The organism is Rhodopirellula baltica SH 1 (assembly GCF_000196115.1).
In the GTDB taxonomy this organism is placed as follows: Bacteria; Planctomycetota; Planctomycetia; order Pirellulales; family Pirellulaceae; genus Rhodopirellula; species Rhodopirellula baltica.
The window spans coordinates 5,470,810-5,493,110 of sequence record NC_005027.1 but is presented as its reverse complement, the minus strand read 5'-3'; the positions used below and the strand labels follow the sequence as shown (position 1 = coordinate 5,493,110).

Genomic DNA, 22,301 nt, shown 5'->3' with positions numbered 1-22,301 from the left:
AACGCATGTCGGATTCACCCAAACAAGAATCCATCAAGGATGTGTTTTTGCAGGCAATTGAAATTGATGATGTCGTAGAACGCCAACGTTTCGTTGCACTGGCCTGCCAATCAAATGAACCAATGCGAAAGGCGGTGGAGCGGTTGATGGCGTCCCACCATCAGCAGGAACCCAACCGACTGGATGATCTCGTCGATTGTTTGGGTGTTGGTGAGACCCAGTGGACATCGACCCGCTCGGGAATTTGGCCGGAGACATTCAAAGCCAATCAGATGCATCGCATCGATCGTTATTCGATTTGCGAGCTGATCGGCGAAGGTGGAATGGGCAGCGTCTTTGTAGCTCAGCAAGAACAACCTGTCCGTCGCAAAGTTGCTCTCAAGATCATTCGAGCAGAAATCGCTACGAAGGAAGCTTTAGCACGATTCTCCGCCGAGCGTCAGGCACTGGCGATGATGGACCATCCTTGCATCGCCAAAGTCTTGGATGGTGGGGCAACGGAAAGTGGGCAACCTTACCTGGTAATGGAGTTGGTTCAGGGGACGCCCATCACTGAGTATGCAAGTCATTCCGGATTGTCCATCGAGCAACGATTGCGTCTCTTCCAAAAAGTTTGCCACGCTGTCCAGCACGCTCATCGAAAAGGAGTGATTCACCGCGACTTAAAACCCTCCAACATCTTGGTTGCTGAAATCGATGGGGAAGCACTTCCAAAGGTGATCGACTTTGGATTGGCCAAAGCACTTGACCAACCGCTCACCGACATCACGATCCACACTGGTTTTGCACAGTTGATGGGAACACCGATGTACATGAGCCCCGAGCAAGCGGAGATGGGGACGATCGACATCGACACTCGAAGCGATGTCTATTCCCTCGGAGTGTTATTGTACGAACTGATGGTCGGTGCGCCACCGTTTGATCGTGAAACCTTCAAAACGGCAAGCTTTGACGAGGTTCGCCGAATCATACGTGAGATCCAACCTCCTCGACCTAGCGTCGTTAGCCGCACCCTCTCTGCCAATGAAAACGTCAATCATCAACAAGGTGACGTTCAACGGAAGTTGCACCCGAGCATTCGGGGAGAGCTGGATTGGTTAATCATGAAGACGATGGAAAAAGACCGTCGCCGGCGATACGGATCGGCGTCTGAACTCGCAGATGACATCCAGCGATACCTCACCGGTCAGACGGTTTTGGCATGCCCTCCATCACCAATCTATCAGTTTCGAAAAACAGTCAGCCGTCACCGCTTTGCAATCGCAGTGTCCTCCGTGGTGCTCGTCTCATTGGTCATGACAAGCATCATTTCGACTTGGAAAATGCTTGAGGTTCGCCAAGCCAAATCGATCAGCGAAGCGCGAGAACGGCAAGCGAATGAACTGCTTGAATGCAATCAGTTGCAACAAGCAGTGTCAGCATATCAGGCTGGCGATCTCTTGCAGTTGTCACAACTCACGAAGATCGTAACCCACCCTCACGCATTGCCATCCAGTAGTCGAGTGACTGAGCAATCAGCGTTGTCCCACTTTTTTCGAGCGGCGGCCACTCCAGTACCCAACCAGTGTTTTAAAACGTCTTCAGCGATTCATGAAATCGCGATCTCATCGAAACGGAAAGCTGTCTTGTGTGCATGCGAAGATGGTAGCGTTGTCATGTTTCCCTTGGATGGCTCGACGACTGCCGGACGTTCCTTGGGACGTCATGATGAACCGGTTCACGCCGTCTCGTTTTCACCGGACGGTTCAATGGCGGTCAGTGGATCGACGTCGGGGTTGATCAAGTACTGGGATGTGGAAAAGACAATCTGCATTCACCAAGTGCGGCCGGTGGAGAACGGGATCGAATCGCTCGCTTGGTCGCCCGATGGTCGGTCCGTTGCCGCGGGCTTTCGTTACGCTGGCGTCTGGGTGGGTGATGCGAACGGGAATGAGAAATTTCGCCTTATCAATGATCATCGTCATGAGACTCTTTTGTTCACGCCTGACAGCCAGGAATTGTTGGTTCCGACACGAGATGGAATTCATGTCTGGGACGTTTCCGCTGCAAGGCACGATCGGACAATCGAGACCGATCCCTTCACAAATGTCCGTGCGATGTGTTGGGCAGGACCGAATCAACAGTGGCTGATTGCTGGCGAACGATACTTTGATTCGCTGGCTGTCTTTGATCGCGAGACCGGAGCGAGACGGGGCACGTTCAATGTCAGTGCGTCCTACGCGAAATCGCTGGCAGCATCTTCCAATGGAATGTGGCTGACGGCGGGGTATGGCGACGGAAGGATTCAGATCATCCGCTTGCACGGAACAGATGAATCAGAGGTCGGCGGCGAAGTGCGCACACAGTGGAACGCTTATCAACAAGACGACAAGCGATTGGCTGTAGGTTGGCTAGAAGATGACCCAAACCAATTCATCACTGCCGGCCACGATGGAACAGCACAAAGATGGGATCTCGATGGTGTCGTCCCGAAAAGTGAATTCAGATCTCCGGTCGCTATCGAGGGAGCTTATCTATTGGATGACAAGCCCGATCCAGTCTTGTTACTCCGAGGGCAAGAACCGACCCGATTGCCGGTCGAAAAAATGTCCCTTCGAGCCGAGGAGGGATTGGTCGCGTTGCGAAGCGACAATCAGATTTCCATTGTGTCACTAAGGACTCGCCAGACACTGACCACAATCGATTCGCCACCCCAACGCGATGAGCATCTGGCTCTTTCCTCCGATGGCAGCCGCCTGGTCGCTGTCGGTGGTGGTTTCGCTTTTGTATGGGAATCGGTCGATCGCTGGGTCACCCACGAGTTGATAGCAAGCTTCACTGCGATCGACAACGGAAATGCCGTTTTTGCCAACCACAATCAAACATTGATTTGCGGGACCGCCGACGAAGAATCGCTGCAGGAACTGAATATCAAATCGGGCGAGGTTGACCATCAGTACAGGATTTCACATCCGCGCGTGGTCGCCATTAGCAATGACGAACGGCAGGTGGCAATTGGAAATGACCAGCGTTTGACGGTTTGGGATCGGAAAACCGACCAGGTTTTTTTAGATATCCGCGAAATGTCGAGAATCTGGTCGCTACGTTTTCTCGCCGACGACCGCGTTTTGATCTCAGGTCATAACGATGGGCGGATCATGGCCTGGCACGTCCCGACCGGCCAACCGCTGGGCACGTTGTATCACCCGCGTCCCGGACTCAGACGCCCGCAAAACCTCCAATTGTCCGGAGACGGACGCCGCATGCTTCTGGTTTACCCCAGCGAGCACGGCTACGTCCCCGTGCTGCTGGGCCGTTAACACGTGTTCAATCAATTCGCCAGTGTCCTTCTCGGCAGATCAGAATAGCCTTTTGGACGAATCATCGATCACTGCATCGTTCGACCAGACGTCTCCTTTTCGCCATCCTTCTTGCAACCAATCCATTGACGCGAAAACAAAATCAGATGCGTCCAATTCACTGTGGCTCGGTTTTCGGAGGTCTGTTTCGAGGGGTTCTGAAACCGCGTCTGCGTCTATCAGATTGAGGTAGTTGATCACTCGGAGTGCATCCAAGGCGGTTGCTTTTCCATCACGATTGACATCGTAGAAGTTCCGAGGATACGGATCGACAAGTATCGGGTCTCGTAAAACCCCCGTTACAGGATCGGAGTGAACGCGATCATTCAATTCGTTGATGATCCGTAATGCGTCTAACGATTGAACGTTCTCCGATCCCGTGACATCAAAAGCATTTACCACATTGGTCCAACCCGTACGACGGAAACGCAACTGCGTCACACCATTTTCAAAGACTTGCGTCAGCGTCTCGTTTTCTCGTTCCGTCGATTCATACTTCCACTCGCCGCGAGGATCGACCACGACTCCCTCAGACGACTCGAAGATCAATGACTGAAAGCCAAGCAGTTCGTGATCGATGACTTGCTCGTCAGTACTGACACGCACGTTGATCTGTCCTGACGAAGCGCCGCCGACAAGGGCGTCGCTAGAGGACGAACCCGCACTGACCGTCACGGACGACGATGGATCCAATACCATCACAACAACATCGTTGCCACCACGGCCCAGCATACGAATCGCCGTCTCCGATGTTGGATTCTCATCATCGCCCAACTGGACCGGCCCACCACTTTGATAATCCAGTTCGATTCGATCGTCGACATTTTCTGCACCCAAGAGCGTAAAAGTCTGCACACCGCTCATGGAGCGATCGACCAAGAGTGTTTGAGAAACGCGATCGAAGACTTCAAGGTGTTCCCCGTTCCGTCGGACAACGACGTCGCTGGCCGTCGCATCGGGAAGAGTGACTTCGAGAGGTTGAGGGACATTGTCGTCCCCACCGAGGACAGTGAGCCGGAATCGCGACGACTCCGCGAATGCAATTTCTTCCGGACTGAGTTCGAGATTCCCGTCCGGACTCGAAAGATCAGACAGAGTGGTGACTACCGAGGAGTCTTGCGGAATCCCCAAACTGACCAGTACGTCTTCAGCGGGTCGCATAGCCACGACCGGAATATTGAAATACAAACTGCCAGGAAGTCTTCCCCCTAGCGGAATTGGGTGAGCCGAAGCGGACAGAAAGGAATCAGTTTGAAGATTGTCTGTTGAGAACTCTGCGAGCGAAACGGTCCCAAATACCCCATCGAGCAGGGTAGCATTTCGCATTGCGACGATAATGGGATAGACATTGAAATTTCCATCGTCATCGAAAATATCGATCTGTTCAGAACGAGTTTCGATCACTTCACCGCTATCGATCCACTCAACGTTGAGTTGAGGGACATCACTGCCCACGATCAAATGGTTGGGATATTCAATCTCGATCTCGACCATGTCTCCTGAACTAGAAGATGAGGCGTTGATCTCGAGTTGGTCAACGGAATCGATCTGGTCGGAGAGCGAAACGATCACATTCGCCAAATTGGAATAAAGTTCCGAGTTCGTGTCACCAAGAAAGTCCTCCGCCAACATCGACTCGGTCTGCAAGGGATTGTCATCAAAGTAGAACGTCACCTGCCCAGACGGCGCAAACAAGTTTTCGACGGGGAATGAGATTCGCTGGACTTCTCCGACGACAGGTGCGAGCACGCCCTTTTGATCGATCAACAGGTCTGTGAACATCTGATCGATGCCGAACGTGGAATCGCTTTGGAGCGTCTGAGCGGCGACGCGAAGATTGAACTCCTCACCAACGTTGACTCGGTAGTCAATCGACTCCGTGTCGTTGATGGAGACCTCCGAGACTCCCTGGAGGTTCTCGATCAACGCATCGTTTTCATCGCGCGCCGACAAAACGAATTGAAGTAGCGGGTCCGCGGCGAGGAGATCTCGTCGCTCCAGCATCTCGAGGCGGAGATGCCGAGATCCAGGGAGGAATCGCACTCCACGAGTAGCAGCATCAGTTCGCAGAAGTGATTGAAACATTATGTGGCTACCAATTGGGGAAAGCTCCAATGACTTCAGAACCAAGCCACCACCGACGTCGCTACAGCTTGGAAGGGCAGGCGCATCAGGAATCTGGTGAGCTCGGTTTCAATCTCTTCCTCTATGCCATGCGAAAATCACCAAACAATCGTCCCGCATCACGTTTGTTTTCGGACGCCTGTCAGGAGACGATCCCGCTGAACGGGCGAGCGTGTCCTGAAGAAAAGAAATTTCCGGGAAAAGACGGGACAGATCGAAGTGGCTTTTCGCATGAAGCTTTGGCCTTCGTTTTGTCTCCCCAATCCACTCGGCTTTCTCGATGACATACTCAAGCAGTCGCCGATTCAATCCATTCCTTGGCCCCCGCAAACCAAGCCGATCTGCTCCACGTCGCCGCAAATTGCTCGCTGAACAATTGGAAAAACGCCATTTGTTGGCTGGGGATATTTTCCTTTCGAGTGGCTTTGTCTACGAGAAATTGCCATTGGATTCTCCAGTTGGTGAATTAGCAGCAGTCAATCCCGACGGTACCGCTCCGTACACTTTTGAGCTGGTCGCTGGTGAAGGCGGAGAGGACAACGCCAATTTCCGCGTCGACTCGGAACAACTGGTCACCGCCGCCACGTTGGACGACGAGGTGCAGTCGGTTTATTCCGTTCGTGTGCGTGCCACCGACAGTTTGGGAGAGGTCACCGAAAAAGCGTTTCAAATCGATGTCCTGGACACGGATGGCGAATACCACGATGTCATCGGTACCTCCGCCAATGAAATCTTCACGGCGCAGTACGTCGGCAGCGGGACCAACGAATGGTTGGTCAGGCGTGGCGGCTCAACTGTTTTCAATGGCGAATTGGACACTCCAACAACCAAGCTACGAATTTTGGCGACCAGCGGTACCGACACTTTGTCAATCATCGGCAGCAGTGGCGACGACACGTTCATAGTCGATGGGCAAACAACGGAAGTCAACGGCTTCGCTGTGATCGGGCATAGCGTCGAAACAAGACAGATTTTAGCTGGCAACGGGAATGACACCTTGATCGGTCCCGACACCAACAACCTGTGGACGATCGATGATCGCAACGACGGCACGCTCAATACAACAACCAGCTTCTACGATGTCGAATCGCTCGTCGGTGGATCGGCAGACGATACGTTCCAGTTCACCGGAGGTAGTTCGGACTACATCAACGGAACGCTGGACACCGGCGAGGGTTGGGACACGCTGGACTACTCACAGTTCTTCGCGAGCCACAGCGTGTATGTCAGTTGGGCACAGAACCGAGCCACCGGTGTCGGAACTAGCTCATACACAGGAATTGCGGGTGCTGCCACCAACTTTGAGGCCGTCGTGGGTTCGGGGGCCAACGGCTACCAGAGACTGGAAGGTCCTGACTCCGTCAACCAGTGGACGATCACCGGAGAGAACACCGGCAACATCAACAACGGCCAGTACAGCTTCACCAACATCGCTCGCCTCGAGGGTGGACCACAAGCAGATGTCTTTCGCGTCGAAAGTGACGCATCCATCACCGGCTCTGTCAGCGGCTCCATCAACGACGATCGCATCGAATTGGAAGATCGCGGCGTGCCGCTCGATGTCAACGTTTCCAACCGCAATGTTGCAGGAGTACTCGGCAGCTTCTATGCAGGAGAATTGCTCATCGAAGGAGAACAAGACAACCGCTTGATCGGTGGCACCAGCACTGTAACGTTGAACCTGCAATCCGATGGGACCGTCATTGCCAACAACGTGCACTACAGTGCAGGTTTCGATCAGTTCGTGGGAGGAAGTGGTACCGCGTCACTCCACGCTCCCGATTTGTCAACCGACTGGTACATCACTGAAGACGACACCGGTCACGTCCTTTTCGATGGCCAACGCTTCGACTTCACGGCCGTCGAACGTCTGTATGGCAGCGACACGGCGGACTCCTTCACCGTGGATGTCGGTGGGAACTGGAGCGGTCAACTGTATGGACGAGATGGAGATGACAACTTCACGATGCTTGGCCAATCGACTGGGGCAGTTCGTGGCGAAGGCGGCAGCGACACGCTGATCGGTCCGAACGTGAATAGTGTCTGGACCATCGATGATCGCAACGACGGCACACTCAATACAACAACCAGTTTCTATGATGTCGAATCGCTAGTCGGTGGATCGGCAGACGATACGTTCCAGTTCACCGGAGGTAGTTCGGACTACATCCAAGGCACGCTGGATACCGGCGAGGGTTGGGACACGCTGGACTATTCGGAGTTCTACGTAAGCCACAGCGTGTATGTCAGTTGGGCACAGAACCGAGCCACCGGCGTCGGAACTAGCTCATACACAGGAATTGTGGGCGCTGCCACCAACTTTGAGGCCGTCGTGGGTTCGGGGGCCAACGGCTACCAGAGACTGGAAGGACCAGACTCGGTCAACCAGTGGACGATCACCGGAGAGAACACCGGCAACATCAACAGCGGCCAATACAGCTTCACCAACATCGCTCGCCTCGAGGGTGGACCACAAGCAGATGTCTTTCGCGTCGAAAGTGATGCATCCATCACTGGTTCTGTCAGCGGCTCCATCAACGATGATCGCATCGAACTGGCCGACCGCGGCGTGCCGCTCGATGTCAACGTCTCCAATCGCAATGTTGCAGGAGTACTCGGCAGCTTCTATGCAGGAGAATTGCTCATCGAAGGAGAACATGACAATCGCTTGGTCGGTGGCACCAGCACCGTAACACTGAATTTAAACACCGACGGGACCGTCACTGGGAACAATGTGCACTACAGTGCAGGTTTCGATCAGTTCGTGGGAGGAAGTGGTACCGCGTCACTCCACGCTCCCGATTTGTCAACCGACTGGCACATCACCGGAGACGACACCGGTTATGTCCTCGTCGATGGCCAACGCTTCGACTTCACGGCTGTCGAACGTCTGTACGGCAGCGACACGGCGGACTCCTTCACCGTGGATGTCGGTGGGAACTGGAGTGGTCAACTGTATGGACGAGATGGAGATGACACCTTCACGGTGCTTGGCCAATCGACTGGGGCGGTTCGTGGCGAGGGTGGCAGCGACACGCTGATCGGTCCGAACGTGAACAGCGTCTGGACCATCGACGATCGCAACGATGGCACGCTCAATACAACAACCAGCTTTTACGATGTTGAATCGCTGGTCGGTGGATCGGCAGACGATACGTTTCAGTTTGGTGACATTAGCAGTTCGAACTACATCTACGGAACGCTGGATACCGGCGAGGGCTGGGACACGCTCGACTACTCGCAGTATCAAGCCAACACCAGCGTCCTGGTCAGTTGGAGTGCGAACCAAGCCAATGGTGTTGGGACCAGCAGTGGACGCGCGGGGGCAACCACCAACTTCGAAGCTGTCATCGGCTCGGGATCCACGTACCAACGAATCGAAGGACCTGACTCGGTCAATCAGTGGACAATTACCGGTGAGAACACGGGCAACATCAACAACGGCCAATACAGCTTCGCCAACATCGCTCGCCTCGAGGGTGGACCACAAGCAGATGTCTTTCGCGTCGAAAGTGATGCATCCATCACCGGCTCTGTCAGCGGCTCCATCAACGACGATCGCATCGAATTGGAAGATCGCGGCGTGCCGCTCGATGTCAACGTTTCCAACCGCAATGTTGCAGGAGTACTCGGCAGCTTCTATGCAGGAGAATTGCTCATCGAAGGAGAACAAGACAACCGCTTGGTCGGTGGCACCAGCACCGCAACATTAGACCTGCAATCCGATGGGACCGTCATTGCCAACAACGTGCATTACAGTGCGGGTTTCGATGAGTTCGTGGGTGGGAGTGGTACCGAGTCACTCTACGCTCCAGAGCTAGCAACCGATTGGCACATCACCGGAGATGACACCGGTTACGTCCTCGTCGATGGCCAACGTTTTGACTTCACGGCCGTCGAACGTCTGTATGGCAGCGACACGGCGGACTCCTTCACCGTGGATGTCGGTGGGAACTGGAGCGGTCAACTGTATGGACGAGATGGAGATGACACCTTCACGGTGCTTGGCCAATCGACTGGGGCAGTTCGCGGCGAGGGTGGCAGCGACACGCTGATCGGTCCGAACGTGCACAGTGTCTGGACGATCGATGATCGCAACGACGGCACACTCAACACCACGACCAGTTTCTATGATGTCGAATCGCTGGTCGGTGGATCGGCAGACGATACGTTTCAGTTTGGTGACATTAGCAGTTCGAACTACATCTACGGAACGCTGGATACCGGCGAGGGCTGGGACACGCTCGACTACTCGCAGTATCAAGCCAACACCAGCGTCCTGGTCAGTTGGAGTGCGAACCAAGCCAATGGTATTGGGACCAGCAGTGGACGCGCGGGGGCAACCACCAACTTCGAAGCTGTCATCGGCTCGGGATCCACGTACCAACGAGTCGAAGGACCTGACTCGGTCAATCAGTGGACAATTACCGGTGAGAACACTGGAACAATCAACGACGGCCAGTACAGCTTCGCCAATGTTGGACGTCTCGATGGCGGCCCCCAGGAGGATGTCTTTACCATCGAAAGTGACGGTTCCCACGATGGCTTTTTCATCGGCAACGGTGGCACTGACCGCTTGGAACTCGCCGCACGCAGTGAGCCCCTGGAAGTCAGTGTCAACAGCCGCAGTGTCCCCGGTGTGCTCGACTCCTACTCACTTGAAAATGTCGTCGCCCTGGCGCCTGCGGACAATCAACTGCTGGGAAGCGAAGCAAATACCAATTGGCAAGTCACCGCCGATGGTGACATCCGAGTCAACTCCGTGACTTACACGGGCTTTGATTCCATCCTCGGCGGCAGTGGCGATGACACGCTGCTGGTGGATTACACCGGCGGAAACCTGGAAGCCGCCCTGCAAATTGCCTTTGACGGTGGTTCGGGAGGAAATGATGGCTTGGGATTCACCGGAGGCAGCTTCCAGACGGTGTCCTATGACCCAGCCCAAGGAACGCTTCAGCTCAATGATGTGACATTCGAACTGGCGACCGGAAACCTGTTCAACCTGACCAATTCAAGCATCGCCAATCTGCTTGTCGACATCGATCAAACCAATCTCGTTGCCAACGAAATCACGACCACTTTCACTGCCGCTGATACCACCGACACGCTCATCTCCTTCAGCGAATCGCTGGGTGGACTTCTGGTTCGCAACGTGAGCGGAAGACTGACCGTGTTGGGCGACATCATTGACAGTGACACCGTCACTCTCGCAGGCATCGGCAGCTCCTTGGCCGCGAATGTTGCCATCGACGGAGGTGGGGGAACTGATCAGGTCGCCTTCGACGAGACGTTCGTACTGAAGAACAATGACGACCTGGATGTTCTCGCGGAGCAGATCACCATCAACGCCGGCGTCAGCGTCCAAACTCAAGGGACGGGACGAGTCACGTTGAAGGTCGACGATCTAAATGTTGATCTGACATCAACGATTCAATCCGCCGACTCGGTGGTGCTGGCTCCGTTATCGGCCGACAGGGACATCGGGGTAGGTACGGAAAACACGGGTGAACTAAGCCTTCCCATTGGATTGCTCAATCGAATCACGAGCCCATCGTTGGTCATTGGCAACGAGGAAATCAACGGCGACATCACCTTGAGTGGCGATGTGACACTGGCAACAAACACCGATCTGCAATTCATCACATCAGGTGACATCTTCCTGGCAGGCACGATCGACACCGCTGGGGGCAAGCTTTGGTTGAATCCAGGTGCGGCTCCTCACGCGGTGCACGTTGGTTTGACATCCAATGAAGTGATTGCCAGCGAGTTGTCTTTTGCCCCCAATCGCGACATTCGATTCACAATTGATGGCACCACACCAAATACTGAATATTCCCAGCTCAGCCTCCTCGGTAGTCTGGATCTGACCGGAGTCAATCTGGTCATCGATGGGGAGTATTCAGTTGGACTCGCGGAGTCCTTCGTCTTGATTGAAAACGACGGAATGGAAGCAGTGTTGGGAACCTTCAAAGGTTTGCCGGAAAGTTCGTTCATTGACAATTTCCTCGGCTCCTCACTGAGTGCACAGATTACCTATTTGGGATCAGATGCGGCGACCGGCAATGACGTCGTGTTGACCGTGACCACACCACCCAATGTCCCACCCGTCGCCGATGCCGGTGGTCCATACGAAGTAAATGAGGGTGGGGCAGTGCAATTGAACGCATTGAATTCCCGCGACCCTGACGCGTCAGATGAGACACTCGTCTTTCATTGGGACCTGGATGGCGACGGAGTATTCGGAGAGACAGGAGTCGGAGCTGAGCGTGGCGATGAACTTGGCAGCAATCCAGACTTTGACGCAAACCATCTAAATGGTCCAACGAGCGTGACAGTGGGCATGCGTGCGATTGACTTATCAGGTGATTCGGACACCGCCTACGCAACTGTCAACGTTCGCAACGTGGCTCCGACAATCTCACTTGATCCCTCGATCGCAGTCGGCAGAGGTGAAACCTGGACAATCGATGGTTCTTTTGTTGACCCAGGGCCTGATATCTGGACAGGCACAATCAATTACGCGGACGGTTCCGGTGATCAGCTTCTAGTGCTCAATGGAAACGAGTTCGAACTCAGCCATGCCTATGGTGCCGCGGGCGTCTACACCGCCATCGTCACGATTGACGACGGGGAAGGCGGGGTTACCAGCAAGAATTTGATCGTTGAAGTGGACTTACCGCCACTGGCAGACCTGACATTGATCTCCTCGGATGTCCTGTTTGATCCAATCAATCCGGGCGTCGGTGAATCATTCGATTTTGTCGTGGACGTGACCAACGCGGGAACACTTGCCGCGAGTGAAGTTCCTGTCAGCATCCAGGTATACGACGCCTTGACGGAGTCATTCTTAGAAATCGGTCGTGGGTTGCTTCCTTCGATTGATGCGGATCCCGAAGAAGATGCGAAATCAGAAGCACAGATTCGCGTGACTTGGGACGGCAACAACGGTCAGCCTGCGTTGCCAACCAAGGAAGCGTACCTACTAGTTCGCGTCGTGTTGGATCCTGACTCAACGATCGAAGAATTGGACGAGTCAAACAATGAGGCAATCCAAGTCTTGCAAGTCGGCAGCCCCGATTTCGGCTCCGCCGAGTTAGTCGCGGACATCCCTGACCGCACGTTCTACCGAGACCAATACGTAGCAGTCGGCGGCCAAGCTTACTACGACTTCAGTACCATTCCGGGAACCAATGACTTCCCCATCCAGAACGCAAGCGTGACCGCTCGGTTGTTCGACTCGTCAGGCAACGTGTTGGCAGCATCAGGAGCCCGGACGGCACCCAACGGCAATTTCCTGCACACCATGCGGAGCCCGAAGGAAGATGGTGACTACACGCTACGGTTTGAAATTAGTGACGGGACATTTAGCAGGGTGTTTGAGTCGACACTCACCGTCGACGGCGAATCCCCCGATCCTCCACCGCAACGACCACGCGGACCGGCAGGACCGGGCTATGTCTTCTCTTCTTCGGTTGAGGTCACTGATCCCGTTTTACCAGAGAATCCTCAGATCGGTGAAGAGGCAACCATCCTCGGCAGCTTCAACTTCGAGCTCGATCAACTTCTTTTGAAAGTTCCTGTGACATTCAACGACCTTTTCCCCGTCGCCGGACAGGTACGCACGTTCGAGATTGGAAGTGGCTCGATCAGTTTTCCTGAAGGCGGTCTAGCTGGCCCTGCTTTGCTATCGATGGGATGGACGCCGACGGCGGAAGGCTATCACATCATCCAAGTGATCGCTAAGCCTGAATTCGAGTTCAAAGCTCATACGCATACAACTCGATTGGTACTGGTCGGCGACCTGGACACCACTTCGTTGAACGTCGAATACGATACGACCATCGTGCCCGATTCTGAACTGGTGTCGTTGATGTCCGCTTCAAGAGGTTTTGCGACCGCCTTTGCCGCTCCATCCATGCGGGCAGTGGCCGTCAGTGAGACACCCGAACCCGGCGATACGCTCTCATTCACCCTGCGATACGAGAACACGGGCACCACCACTATCACTGGTGGAGTTCTGATGGACGACTTCGATGAATCGCTGATGGGGATGCCTACCAATATCAGCGACGGCGGGACAGCCGACGGCAATGTGATTCGCTGGGAACTTGGTGATATCGCACCAGGGGCTTTCGGAACTGTAACTTATGAAGTGACCATCAACTCCTCGGCTGAGTTCCCACCGGGATCAGCATATCTATTCAATACGGCAGTCTTGAACGCCGACCAAGCCGTCGCGGCGAGCACCAGCGAATTAACAGTAAACAACAATGCACCGGTCATCAGCAGCATCAACGTTGAACCAATCATAGATGCAAATGGTGATGTCACACTTACTGGAACGTTCAGCGATGCCAGCACAGTGGATACCCACACAATCAACGTTAGCTGGGGAGACAATCAAACCGATACCCTGATATTCACGGCGGGACAGCGAGAGTTCCGCATCGGCCATTCGTATGCATTGAATTCGTCGCCCCCGAAAGACGGCATCTACGCAATCAACGTCAGTGTTTCCGATGACAGTTCGCAAACCAGTAACAGTGGCGTTACGACGCAGTTGCCGGCAGTTGCGTTGGCAGACAGTTTTGAAGTCGATCAAGCGACCACGCTGTCAGTCGAAATTGCCGACAGCGTTTTAAGCAATGACATTGGGGCGACAAGCGATCCATTGCAAGCGGTTCTAGCAACAGCACCAGAGTATGCAGAGAGCTTCACACTCAGGCCGGATGGAACCTTCACCTACACGCCGCTGGAAGACTTCCGCGGAATCGACGAATTCAGCTATTACGCCGAAAACAGTGCTGGAAAAAGTCAAACGGCCATCGTCCAAATTCTCGTCCGCAACCTCGCACCGACTATCGAGTCGATTGAGCTAGCGGGTCGCGATGACCAATCTGTTGCGGGCGAAGTCGTGCGGATCAGCGGAACCTTCCTGGATGCAGGAACGTCGTTGATCCATTTCGGTACCGTCGATTGGGGTGATGGAAGTGGTCCTCGACCATTGGAAATCTCAATCGATTCCAACAGCAAAACTTTCGAAGCGACTCACATTTACGCGACTCCAGGATCGTATCCAGTTGAGATCACAATCGACGACGGAGACCTTCATACAACTACGTCACTGACAGCGGAGATCCAATCCGCCGAACCTACGACTGGTGTGAGGTTGGTTAACGGAGTGCTGCACATCATCGGTACAGACCAAAACGATTTGGTCAATGTTTCTCGCCTTGGATCCCGCGTCTACGTCTACGCCAACTTTCTGCCATCTACCCACCGCTTGCAACTCGGTTCCACCTGGTTCCCGCTTGCGGATGTGCAATCAATTGAGGCGAAAATGCGGGATGGCAACGATATCTTCCGTGCGTCCGCGTGGGTCACCGTGCCCGCAACGATCGATGGTGGATCCGGAAACGATGTCCTCACAGCAGGTGGCGGTTCCAGCCTCCTGCTTGGAGGAGAAGGAAATGACTTCTTGCTCGGCGGGCAGGCGCGCAACGTATTGATTGGGGGTGGCGGTCGCGATCATCTACTCGGCGGTCGTGATGAAGACCTTTTGATCGGTGGTGACTTTCATGCGATTGACGAAAACCCTTCCGGACATTCCTTGCAAGACCAAGTCATGTCCGTCTGGAACGGCGATGATCCCTACAACACGCGGATCGAAGCGATCGATGGGTTGATCGACGACACCGACGATGGTGAACGAGACATGTTGTTTGGCTTATCAGGACGAGACCTGTACTTCAACGGTTTGGGAGATCGCGCGATAGGTGTCAGGCGTGCCGGATCCCAGGCAGAAACCATCCTGTAACGACATTCCTCCAACGACGCTCAAAGCTTCCCTCCCATTGACCTGCTTCAAGATGATCAACCAACAATTTGCTGTGACTCGATTGATACCAATGGCTCCGAGAACGTTCGTCATCCTGACGGTTCTTGTCGCATCGCAACAATCGCATGCTGCTCTGGTCACCTCCTCGGGGATGATTCATGCCTCCATTAGGATTGACGGTGTGGTCGACAGCGGCGGCAATCCGGTATCAACAACCGGGCTAGACATAATGAGCGAACCGTATGATCAATCTGATGACTTTGGTTTTGGTAGCGTCGTGACTTCAGCATTTGCATCAGCAAATGGAGGGAGCAACCCCAACTCACTCGGCGTCGCCGACACCATTCAGATCGACAATTCGATTGAAATTGAATTGAACGGTCCTGGGACGAGTGAACCGTTCGCATTCTCAACTGTCGGCATATTGCTCGACAATAGAACCGGAGCGGATGTCACGATCAACTTTTCGGTGAACTACCAACTGTATCTTGAGTCTAGTCGCTGGTCCGATCCTGAAACCATATCAATCATTTTTGGTGATTTGGACATCACCTATAGCGACGCCGAAAACGTGGTCTTTCTCGAACACGAGTTGAGTGACCCTGATGGGGGTATCACATCAATCAGTAACTCAGCCAGCTTCGCGATCGACTTGGTGAGCGACCAGGATACAACTCTATTTCTTTCTTCCTTTCTCAGTGGACAAGCGTCCGTATCGGCAGTGCCTGAACCTTCCAGTCTAGCTGTAATTACTCTCGTTTCGGCTGCGAGTCTGCTGAGAAGATGTCGCCGGCGAAAGAATCCAGCGATCAGTTAATTCGGCAGTGAAGCCAACCCAACAAAATCAAGCAACCGCTGAGTAATCATCCAGTACCGACACTGGTTAAGAAGTATGATCACCGTTTATGTTTTGGGAAATGTGTTCGCCAAAACGCGTTGCAACATACAAATTGGCCAATATCGAATGCACTCGTGAGTGGTGAAATGAACTCGCGACGACTTCCGTTGGGAGGAGCGCTTTCCGCAGATCCTTTCCAAGGCTTTAAGGACCCGAATGACTCGGGGTATTCAAATCTGAGAAATTTGCTTCGCACCCGTGGCATGCCTTATCCTTACCGTTCTTCTTTTTCGGATTGGACGGAGTCTTGGGGTCCGGTGTTTCAAACCAGGTGGGTACACAATGAATCGAGCGAAGACGATGGGATTCTTGATGGTGCAAGCCGTGTTGGTTTGTTTTCCGGTTATTGCCGATGAGCCGGAGAAAATCATTGAGAAGATCCAGTCTTTCGATGTGAAACCGAGTCCGCTGACCGCCATCACCGGTTGCGAACATTCCGCGACTTGCTTGCTCGGCTATTACGACGGGAGCATCGAGCGGATGGACCTGGAAACCGGAACGAGGACAGAAGTCTGCCGAGGCGTTGCACCGATCCGGCACATCGCCCTGTCAAACGATGAGCAGCAGTGGTGTGCGGTTGTGAGTGGTCAAGACGAAGAAGTCCATTTGGTCTTTGGTCAGTTTGATGGTTCCAGCGCGTTGAATGTCATTCCGCTCGCCAACGGCTTGAGGTTGCGAGGATGCTACGCCGAGTTCTCCCCCGACGGAAAGTTCATTGGCATTTCAGTTCGCGGGCTCAAAGACAACAGTTCCGTTTTCTTCGTCGCTCACTGCGAAACCACTGAGATCCTTTGGGAATCAAACACCAAAAGCACAGTGACCAGTACTAGTGGCTTGCCACAATTGTTTGGGCTGACTTGGATCGGTGATCACAAGGTGGTCTTTCTTTCAAACCAATCCAAGTCGGGTTCGGCCGTCCGAATCATCGACGCGGCGACTCTGATAGATATGTCGCCTCTGGATCGCCGACGACATATCAATCTGAAGAGAAAGCCGGAGTCCATTCAGGTTCCTGGAGAGATCCTGCAGATTCGTGCGGCGATTGACAAGAAATCGATCATCGTCCTCTCTGACCTTGATCCAAAGACCACGCTTTTGAAGGTGGCTTTTTTCAAGTGTGCACTGTCCAACCCCGAAGGTCAGGCAAGTCCAGCAGCACAGGCTGAATTGCTGTCCCAAATGCCGCAGAGCCACTACCTGCGTGACTACGTTTATCTCATGAATGATGAAGGCAGTTTTTTGGTCAACCTGAGGCAACCCAATGCTGGCGGCTTTTCTGTTGCCTACGAGCTCTATGTGGTCCATCCAGCAGGTGTGAAGTTGATTGAACGATCAAACGCACCCGCCATTCTGCTCGCCGCTGAGAACTCGGTGCGGTTGCAACATGACCGAAACAATGAGACTTCTTTTTTGTTTGGATACGTTAAAATCGATGAACAACAAAGTCTGCTCGCAATACGCCACCACCCGACAGAGACCCGTGACGACGGGGTCTTCGATTTAAACTTCCAAGGCAGGCATCCAACCAGTGTGATGGCAGGCGACAAGCCCAGGTACCTGGTGATTGCCGCAGTGAATGTGGTGCTTCCGTTCATTCCTGATGTCCCGACCCGAATACAGCAACCGCCGGTGTCACCGATCGTGGTTGCCGAATTGGTCCCCGCAATTGGGTCATAGCCTGGACTGGCGACACTTTATCATCGATGTGTTGCGATCAGTCCAACAGCTCGTTCAATTGCAGCCAAGCTTTGAGTTGGTTGGTCCATTGGTCGACGGGGCGGTCGCCGCGGAACATGCCGAAGCCGTGGCCGCCGGTGGGAAAGAGATGCATTTCGGCTGGGACGCCGTGTTTGATGCACGCCGAGTAGTAACGCAAGCTGTTTTCGACTGGAACAGCCTTGTCATCGCCAGCGTGAACCAAGAACGTGGGGCATGTTGATGAGGTGACTTGTTCGTCTCGTGACATTTGGTGCACCAATTCGTCACTGGGCGATTCACCCAACAGGTTCTTCTTCGAACCGCCGTGCGTGACCGCTTTGTCCAGCGAGATCACCGGGTAAATCAACGCGGCAAAGTTGACTCCGGTTTGCGGGTCCGTTGCGATGGTGGACGCTAGGTGACCGCCAGCGGAGAAACCCATGATGCCGACTTGGTCCGTTTTCAGTTTCCACTCGTCAGCATGATCTCGCATCAACTTCACCGCTTGGCGAGCATCGCCCATGGGAATCGGATGCTTGTGAGCACCACCGCCACATCGGTACTTCAAAACGCCAGCCGTCACGCCTTGTTCGGCAAACCATTCGGCAACCACGTGGCCTTCTTTGTCGATTGCCAGCCCGCCATAACCACCGCCGGGGCAAATCACAATCGACGTTCCTGAATGCTTGTCCGGGTCAGCGTGGTAGACCGTCAATGTCGGACGCAAGATGTCCGTGACCCAGGCATTTCGTTCGCCTCGATCGTGCAAAACTTCGGTGTCATCGGCTGGGGTGGATCCGAGTTCTTCGTCGGTCCAAAGTTGAAGCGTTTCAGGTTCCGCAGAATGAGCGGGTGGGGAAAGTGGCATCCAGGTGGCAGTGAAAACGGCAAGCGTAAGAGCAAACTTCCAGGAAGTGTTCATGGGCAGGGCATTCGCGAACAAGGTGGGATGATTCGTTGTGACAAACGAAATCATAACTCGTCACGACGCGAAAAGTGTGAGTGGGCCTGTCTGCCTCTCGAGACAAAATTCGCGAGGATGTTCCGCCGCTGCGTCAGTGCATGTTTGACGCGGGCGATTCGTTGCTGGCCGCTTGGCTGACCCGAGGTGGGTTCAATTGCGACTCGTCCCACATCGGTTGCGGCTCGGGAACAGGGACCGACATGTCTGGCTGAGAGATTGCCGGAACGGATTGATGCGGAACCGGTTGGCTACGGAACATTTGATGGTAATCGGCCAAATGCTGATCCACATCGCGAGAGAGCATGCGTCCGTTGGCGTGACCTGCGATCACACACCCGTAGTACAACGCCGTCCCGCCCCCAGGGATGAACCAGCTGGCCGTGCCCGCCACATAGGTTCCGTAGGCAGGATACTGAATGCGATTAGCTTCGATGATCCCGGCTCGATCGTGACGATCGTAGAGATGAGCCATCACGTCACGCGATGCGATCGTTTCGTGCCAAGTTGGAAAGAACATGTACGCCAGCGCGTACGTGCCTTGATAGCGACGACGCGTGAAGTCCTTAGCATGAGCCAGTTCATGCAATGCGATCGCGGGAACATCGCTGTAGAGGTGAACCGTTTGCGTGTACGGGTTGAAGTGGTCGCCACCGAAGAAGCGACCTGGCAGAATCGTTTCGCCTCCGACGGACAACAGCCCCAAGGTGTAACGATATGGCCACGCGACCGTTTTGTTCTGCCGCAATCGGTGAAAGTCTTGCAGCGGTGCGTATTGGTTCACACGCACCTTCACGTGCGGCAGGTTGTTCTCATCCAAGTAGCTGGCAACCGTCTCAACGGTCGGGGCAGTGATCTGGTGATTGTCGACCCGATGGTCCCACAACAAGATTTTGTCTGGGATGCCCCAGATCCATCCCGCAGTATCGAGCACCTTGTGGGGCTCGCCAAACTCAACCTGGCTGCTTGAATCGTTGAGCAACTCGGGAGCGATGTATTGCGGGCGAGCTGGAATGTGTGCAGGACTCAGCACGTGGCAACCGGTGGAACTGAGCAGTCCCAACGTCGTCGCCACGAGAGCCAAGAGTTGGCAACGAATCGCTGCGTGCACCTTCATTCCGCCAATCCCTTCACCGAATTCTGATGTCGACTGAGACTCACGAAGTGATTTTCGCGAGCGAGCCTATCCATGAACCGAAGCGAACCAGCAGGTGGCTCGGCTCCGCAGGATTTCTATCGGAAGGGAACCGGGTCCAGGACGAATCGAACTGGACCGGTCATGCGAATTTTGCTGCCTTTGACGGCAACGGTTTCACGTCGTCCGTTTCACGCCAAGCGGTCGGTCGCCACGTGATAGTGCGGGTCTTCGGAAACGTTGACTTCAACCAAATCACCCGCCTGATTCAACAGCGAGCGACATTCTTGGCTGAGGTGAGTCAGGTGCAAACGCTTGCCGGCGGCTTGGTATTTCTCGGCCAGTCCATTGATGGCTTCCAGACCCGATTGGTCGTAGACGCGGCTGTAGTAAAAGTCGATCACCACGTCGTCGGGATCTTCGGCAACGTTGAACATCTCTTTGAACGACGACACCGATGCGAAGAACAGCGGGCCGTGCAGTTGATAGATTTTGCTGCCAAATTCGTTGATTTTGACATCGGCACCGATGTGCGTGGCGTGTTGCCAAGCGAAGACCAAAGCCGAGACGATCACACCCAAGATCACAGCGGATGCCAAGTCGTGCATGAACACGGTGTATCCAGCCACCAAGATCATCACAAACATGTCACTGCGAGGCATGCGACGAAGCATCTTCAGCGACGCCCATTCGAACGTTCCGATCACCACCATGAACATGACGCCGACCAAAGCCGCCATTGGAATTTGTTCAATCCAAGGTGCCAAGAACAACACGAACAACAGCAAGCAGATTGCGGCGGTGATTCCCGAAAGTCGACCGCGACCGCCCGAGTTCACGTTGATCAGAGATTGACCGATCATGGCACAGCCACCCATGCCGCCAAACAAACCACACACCAAGTTGGCAGTGCCTTGTCCGATGCATTCGCGGTTTCCTTGTCCACGAGTTTCAGTGATCTCGTCGATCAGCGACAACGTCATCAAGGATTCGATCAATCCCACGCCACACAGAACGATTGCGAAGGGGAAGATGATTTTCAGCGTGGCCAAATTAAATGGGACCATTTCGAATTCCATCCAGAACGGCATCGGCAATCCGCCGCTGATGCCCGATTCTGAACCCGCCGTGTCTTCCGCAGCGGGATCGGCCGGTGGCATTTCAATGTCAGGCGTGTCAGTCGCCGATGCGAAGGAATCTTTGATCGATGGTCCGTCTTGCGCGACAACGGCACTGATCAATGTGGTGGATCCATCGCCCGAGCTAACAGGATTGAATTGCCCGGCGTGCAGGGCGGCTTCGGCTTCTTCGGCGGCAATGGCTTCGTTGGCGGCTTTGGTTTCAGCCGCGATTGTGTTGGTTCGCAACATGTCACCGACGGTCGCTACCAAATTGTCGCCCGACTCGTTTTGTTGCGATTGATTCACCGCCACGGCGATCAAGGTGATACTCAGAATCGCTGCCAACGAAGCGGGAACCGCCGTTGTGACTTTGGGCAGCAACCAAATGATCGCCATCGTCAAACCGACCAATGCCAACATTGCAAACAATGGCAAACCGTTCAGGTAAACCAAGGTTCCCGATTCAGACAGAGTTTTAAAACTGCCCAGCTGCGCCATACCAATGACGATTGCCAGTCCGTTGACAAATCCCAGCATCACCGGGTGCGGCACCATTCGGATCAGTTTTCCTAAACGCAGCAAACCGATGATGATTTGCAACACGCCACACAAGATCACGGTCGGGAACAAGTACTCGACGCCATGATCGGCGACCAAGGCAACCACGACCACAGCCATGGCTCCGGTCGCACCTGAGATCATCCCGGGACGGCCACCGACAACCGCAGTAATCAACCCAAGAAAGAAAGCCGAGTACAAACCGATCAGAGGTGACACGCCAGCAACAAAGGCGAAGGCGATCGCTTCTGGTACGAGGGCCAACGCAACGGTTAGGCCAGAGAGAAGGTCGTTCTTGAACGAACTGGTTTGTTGACGAAAAAAGTTCAGCATGTTTGTTTCCGAAGCCGCGACTCACGATTCAGTCGCTGGCTCTGCTAGGTCATTAGAAAGGGAGCTTCCTCAAACGTAGGCCACCGTGAGACATAAGCACGACCGAATGAAGATTCGGGGCATCAGCAAAAACCCGATCGACTTACCATCGAGGTATCGCGGGCGGGTGTTGAAACCCAAGAAGCGACGCAGGTCATTCCGTTCATTCCTGCGTGAAAGCCGGACTATAATCCTGTCCTACCATGGGTCAACGCGAATTCACTTGGCCCAGCCCGCCTTCGGTCGATGCCACAATCC

8 protein-coding genes are annotated in these 22,301 nt (G+C 54.1%); 4 read left to right on the top strand and 4 right to left on the bottom strand.

Going from position 1 to position 22,301, the window contains the following annotated elements; translation table 11 throughout:
- The first annotated feature begins 5 nt into the window (after nt 1-5).
- Nucleotides 6-3,299: a serine/threonine-protein kinase gene (locus tag RB_RS20950; protein WP_011122647.1), complete on the top strand. Its 3,294-nt coding sequence runs from the start codon at nt 6-8 to the stop codon at nt 3,297-3,299.
- Nucleotides 3,300-3,338: 39 nt separating this feature from the next.
- On the opposite strand, the gene RB_RS20945 is transcribed toward RB_RS20950, so the two are convergent.
- Complete coding sequence (locus RB_RS20945; RefSeq protein ID WP_164922977.1) at nt 3,339-5,423, bottom strand: dockerin type I domain-containing protein; 2,085 nt, start codon at nt 5,421-5,423, stop codon at nt 3,339-3,341.
- Nucleotides 5,424-5,742: 319 nt separating this feature from the next.
- On the opposite strand from RB_RS20945, the gene RB_RS20940 reads away from it, so the two are divergent.
- The 3 genes from RB_RS20940 to RB_RS20930 all read left to right on the top strand — a co-directional run bounded on the left by RB_RS20940 (nt 5,743) and on the right by RB_RS20930 (nt 17,875).
- Complete coding sequence (locus tag RB_RS20940; protein ID WP_011122644.1) at nt 5,743-15,279, top strand: PKD domain-containing protein; 9,537 nt, start codon at nt 5,743-5,745, stop codon at nt 15,277-15,279.
- 52 nt (nt 15,280-15,331) lie between these two features.
- Nucleotides 15,332-16,117 (top strand): PEP-CTERM sorting domain-containing protein, encoded by a 786-nt coding sequence (locus RB_RS20935; RefSeq protein WP_164922311.1) that lies wholly within the window; start codon nt 15,332-15,334, stop codon nt 16,115-16,117.
- 381 nt (nt 16,118-16,498) lie between these two features.
- Complete coding sequence (locus RB_RS20930) at nt 16,499-17,875, top strand: hypothetical protein (RefSeq protein WP_231845847.1); 1,377 nt, start codon at nt 16,499-16,501, stop codon at nt 17,873-17,875.
- Between the two features lie 37 nt (nt 17,876-17,912).
- Here RB_RS20930 and RB_RS20925 read toward each other — a convergent pair whose 3' ends face one another.
- From RB_RS20925 to RB_RS20915, 3 genes are all read right to left on the bottom strand, one after another.
- On the bottom strand, nt 17,913-18,818 hold the full coding sequence (locus tag RB_RS20925) for an alpha/beta hydrolase (protein ID WP_231845846.1): 906 nt from the start codon (nt 18,816-18,818) through the stop codon (nt 17,913-17,915).
- 133 nt (nt 18,819-18,951) lie between these two features.
- Nucleotides 18,952-19,974, bottom strand: a complete 1,023-nt coding sequence (locus RB_RS20920) for a hypothetical protein (protein WP_011122639.1) — start codon at nt 19,972-19,974, stop codon at nt 18,952-18,954.
- A 209-nt stretch (nt 19,975-20,183) separates the two neighbouring features.
- Nucleotides 20,184-22,004: a SulP family inorganic anion transporter gene (locus tag RB_RS20915; protein ID WP_011122637.1), complete on the bottom strand. Its 1,821-nt coding sequence runs from the start codon at nt 22,002-22,004 to the stop codon at nt 20,184-20,186.
- Between the last annotated feature and the right edge of the window lie 297 nt (nt 22,005-22,301).

Coding starts and splice junctions, on each gene's coding strand:
- RB_RS20915 (WP_011122637.1), bottom strand. CDS start 22,004: ATGCTGAACTTTTTTCGTCAACAAACCAGTTCGTTCAAGAACGACCTT.
- RB_RS20950 (WP_011122647.1), top strand. CDS start 6: ATGTCGGATTCACCCAAACAAGAATCCATCAAGGATGTGTTTTTGCAG.
- RB_RS20930 (WP_231845847.1), top strand. CDS start 16,499: ATGGGATTCTTGATGGTGCAAGCCGTGTTGGTTTGTTTTCCGGTTATT.
- RB_RS20920 (WP_011122639.1), bottom strand. CDS start 19,974: ATGAAGGTGCACGCAGCGATTCGTTGCCAACTCTTGGCTCTCGTGGCG.
- RB_RS20945 (WP_164922977.1), bottom strand. CDS start 5,423: ATGTTTCAATCACTTCTGCGAACTGATGCTGCTACTCGTGGAGTGCGA.
- RB_RS20940 (WP_011122644.1), top strand. CDS start 5,743: ATGACATACTCAAGCAGTCGCCGATTCAATCCATTCCTTGGCCCCCGC.
- RB_RS20925 (WP_231845846.1), bottom strand. CDS start 18,818: ATGAACACTTCCTGGAAGTTTGCTCTTACGCTTGCCGTTTTCACTGCC.
- RB_RS20935 (WP_164922311.1), top strand. CDS start 15,332: ATGATCAACCAACAATTTGCTGTGACTCGATTGATACCAATGGCTCCG.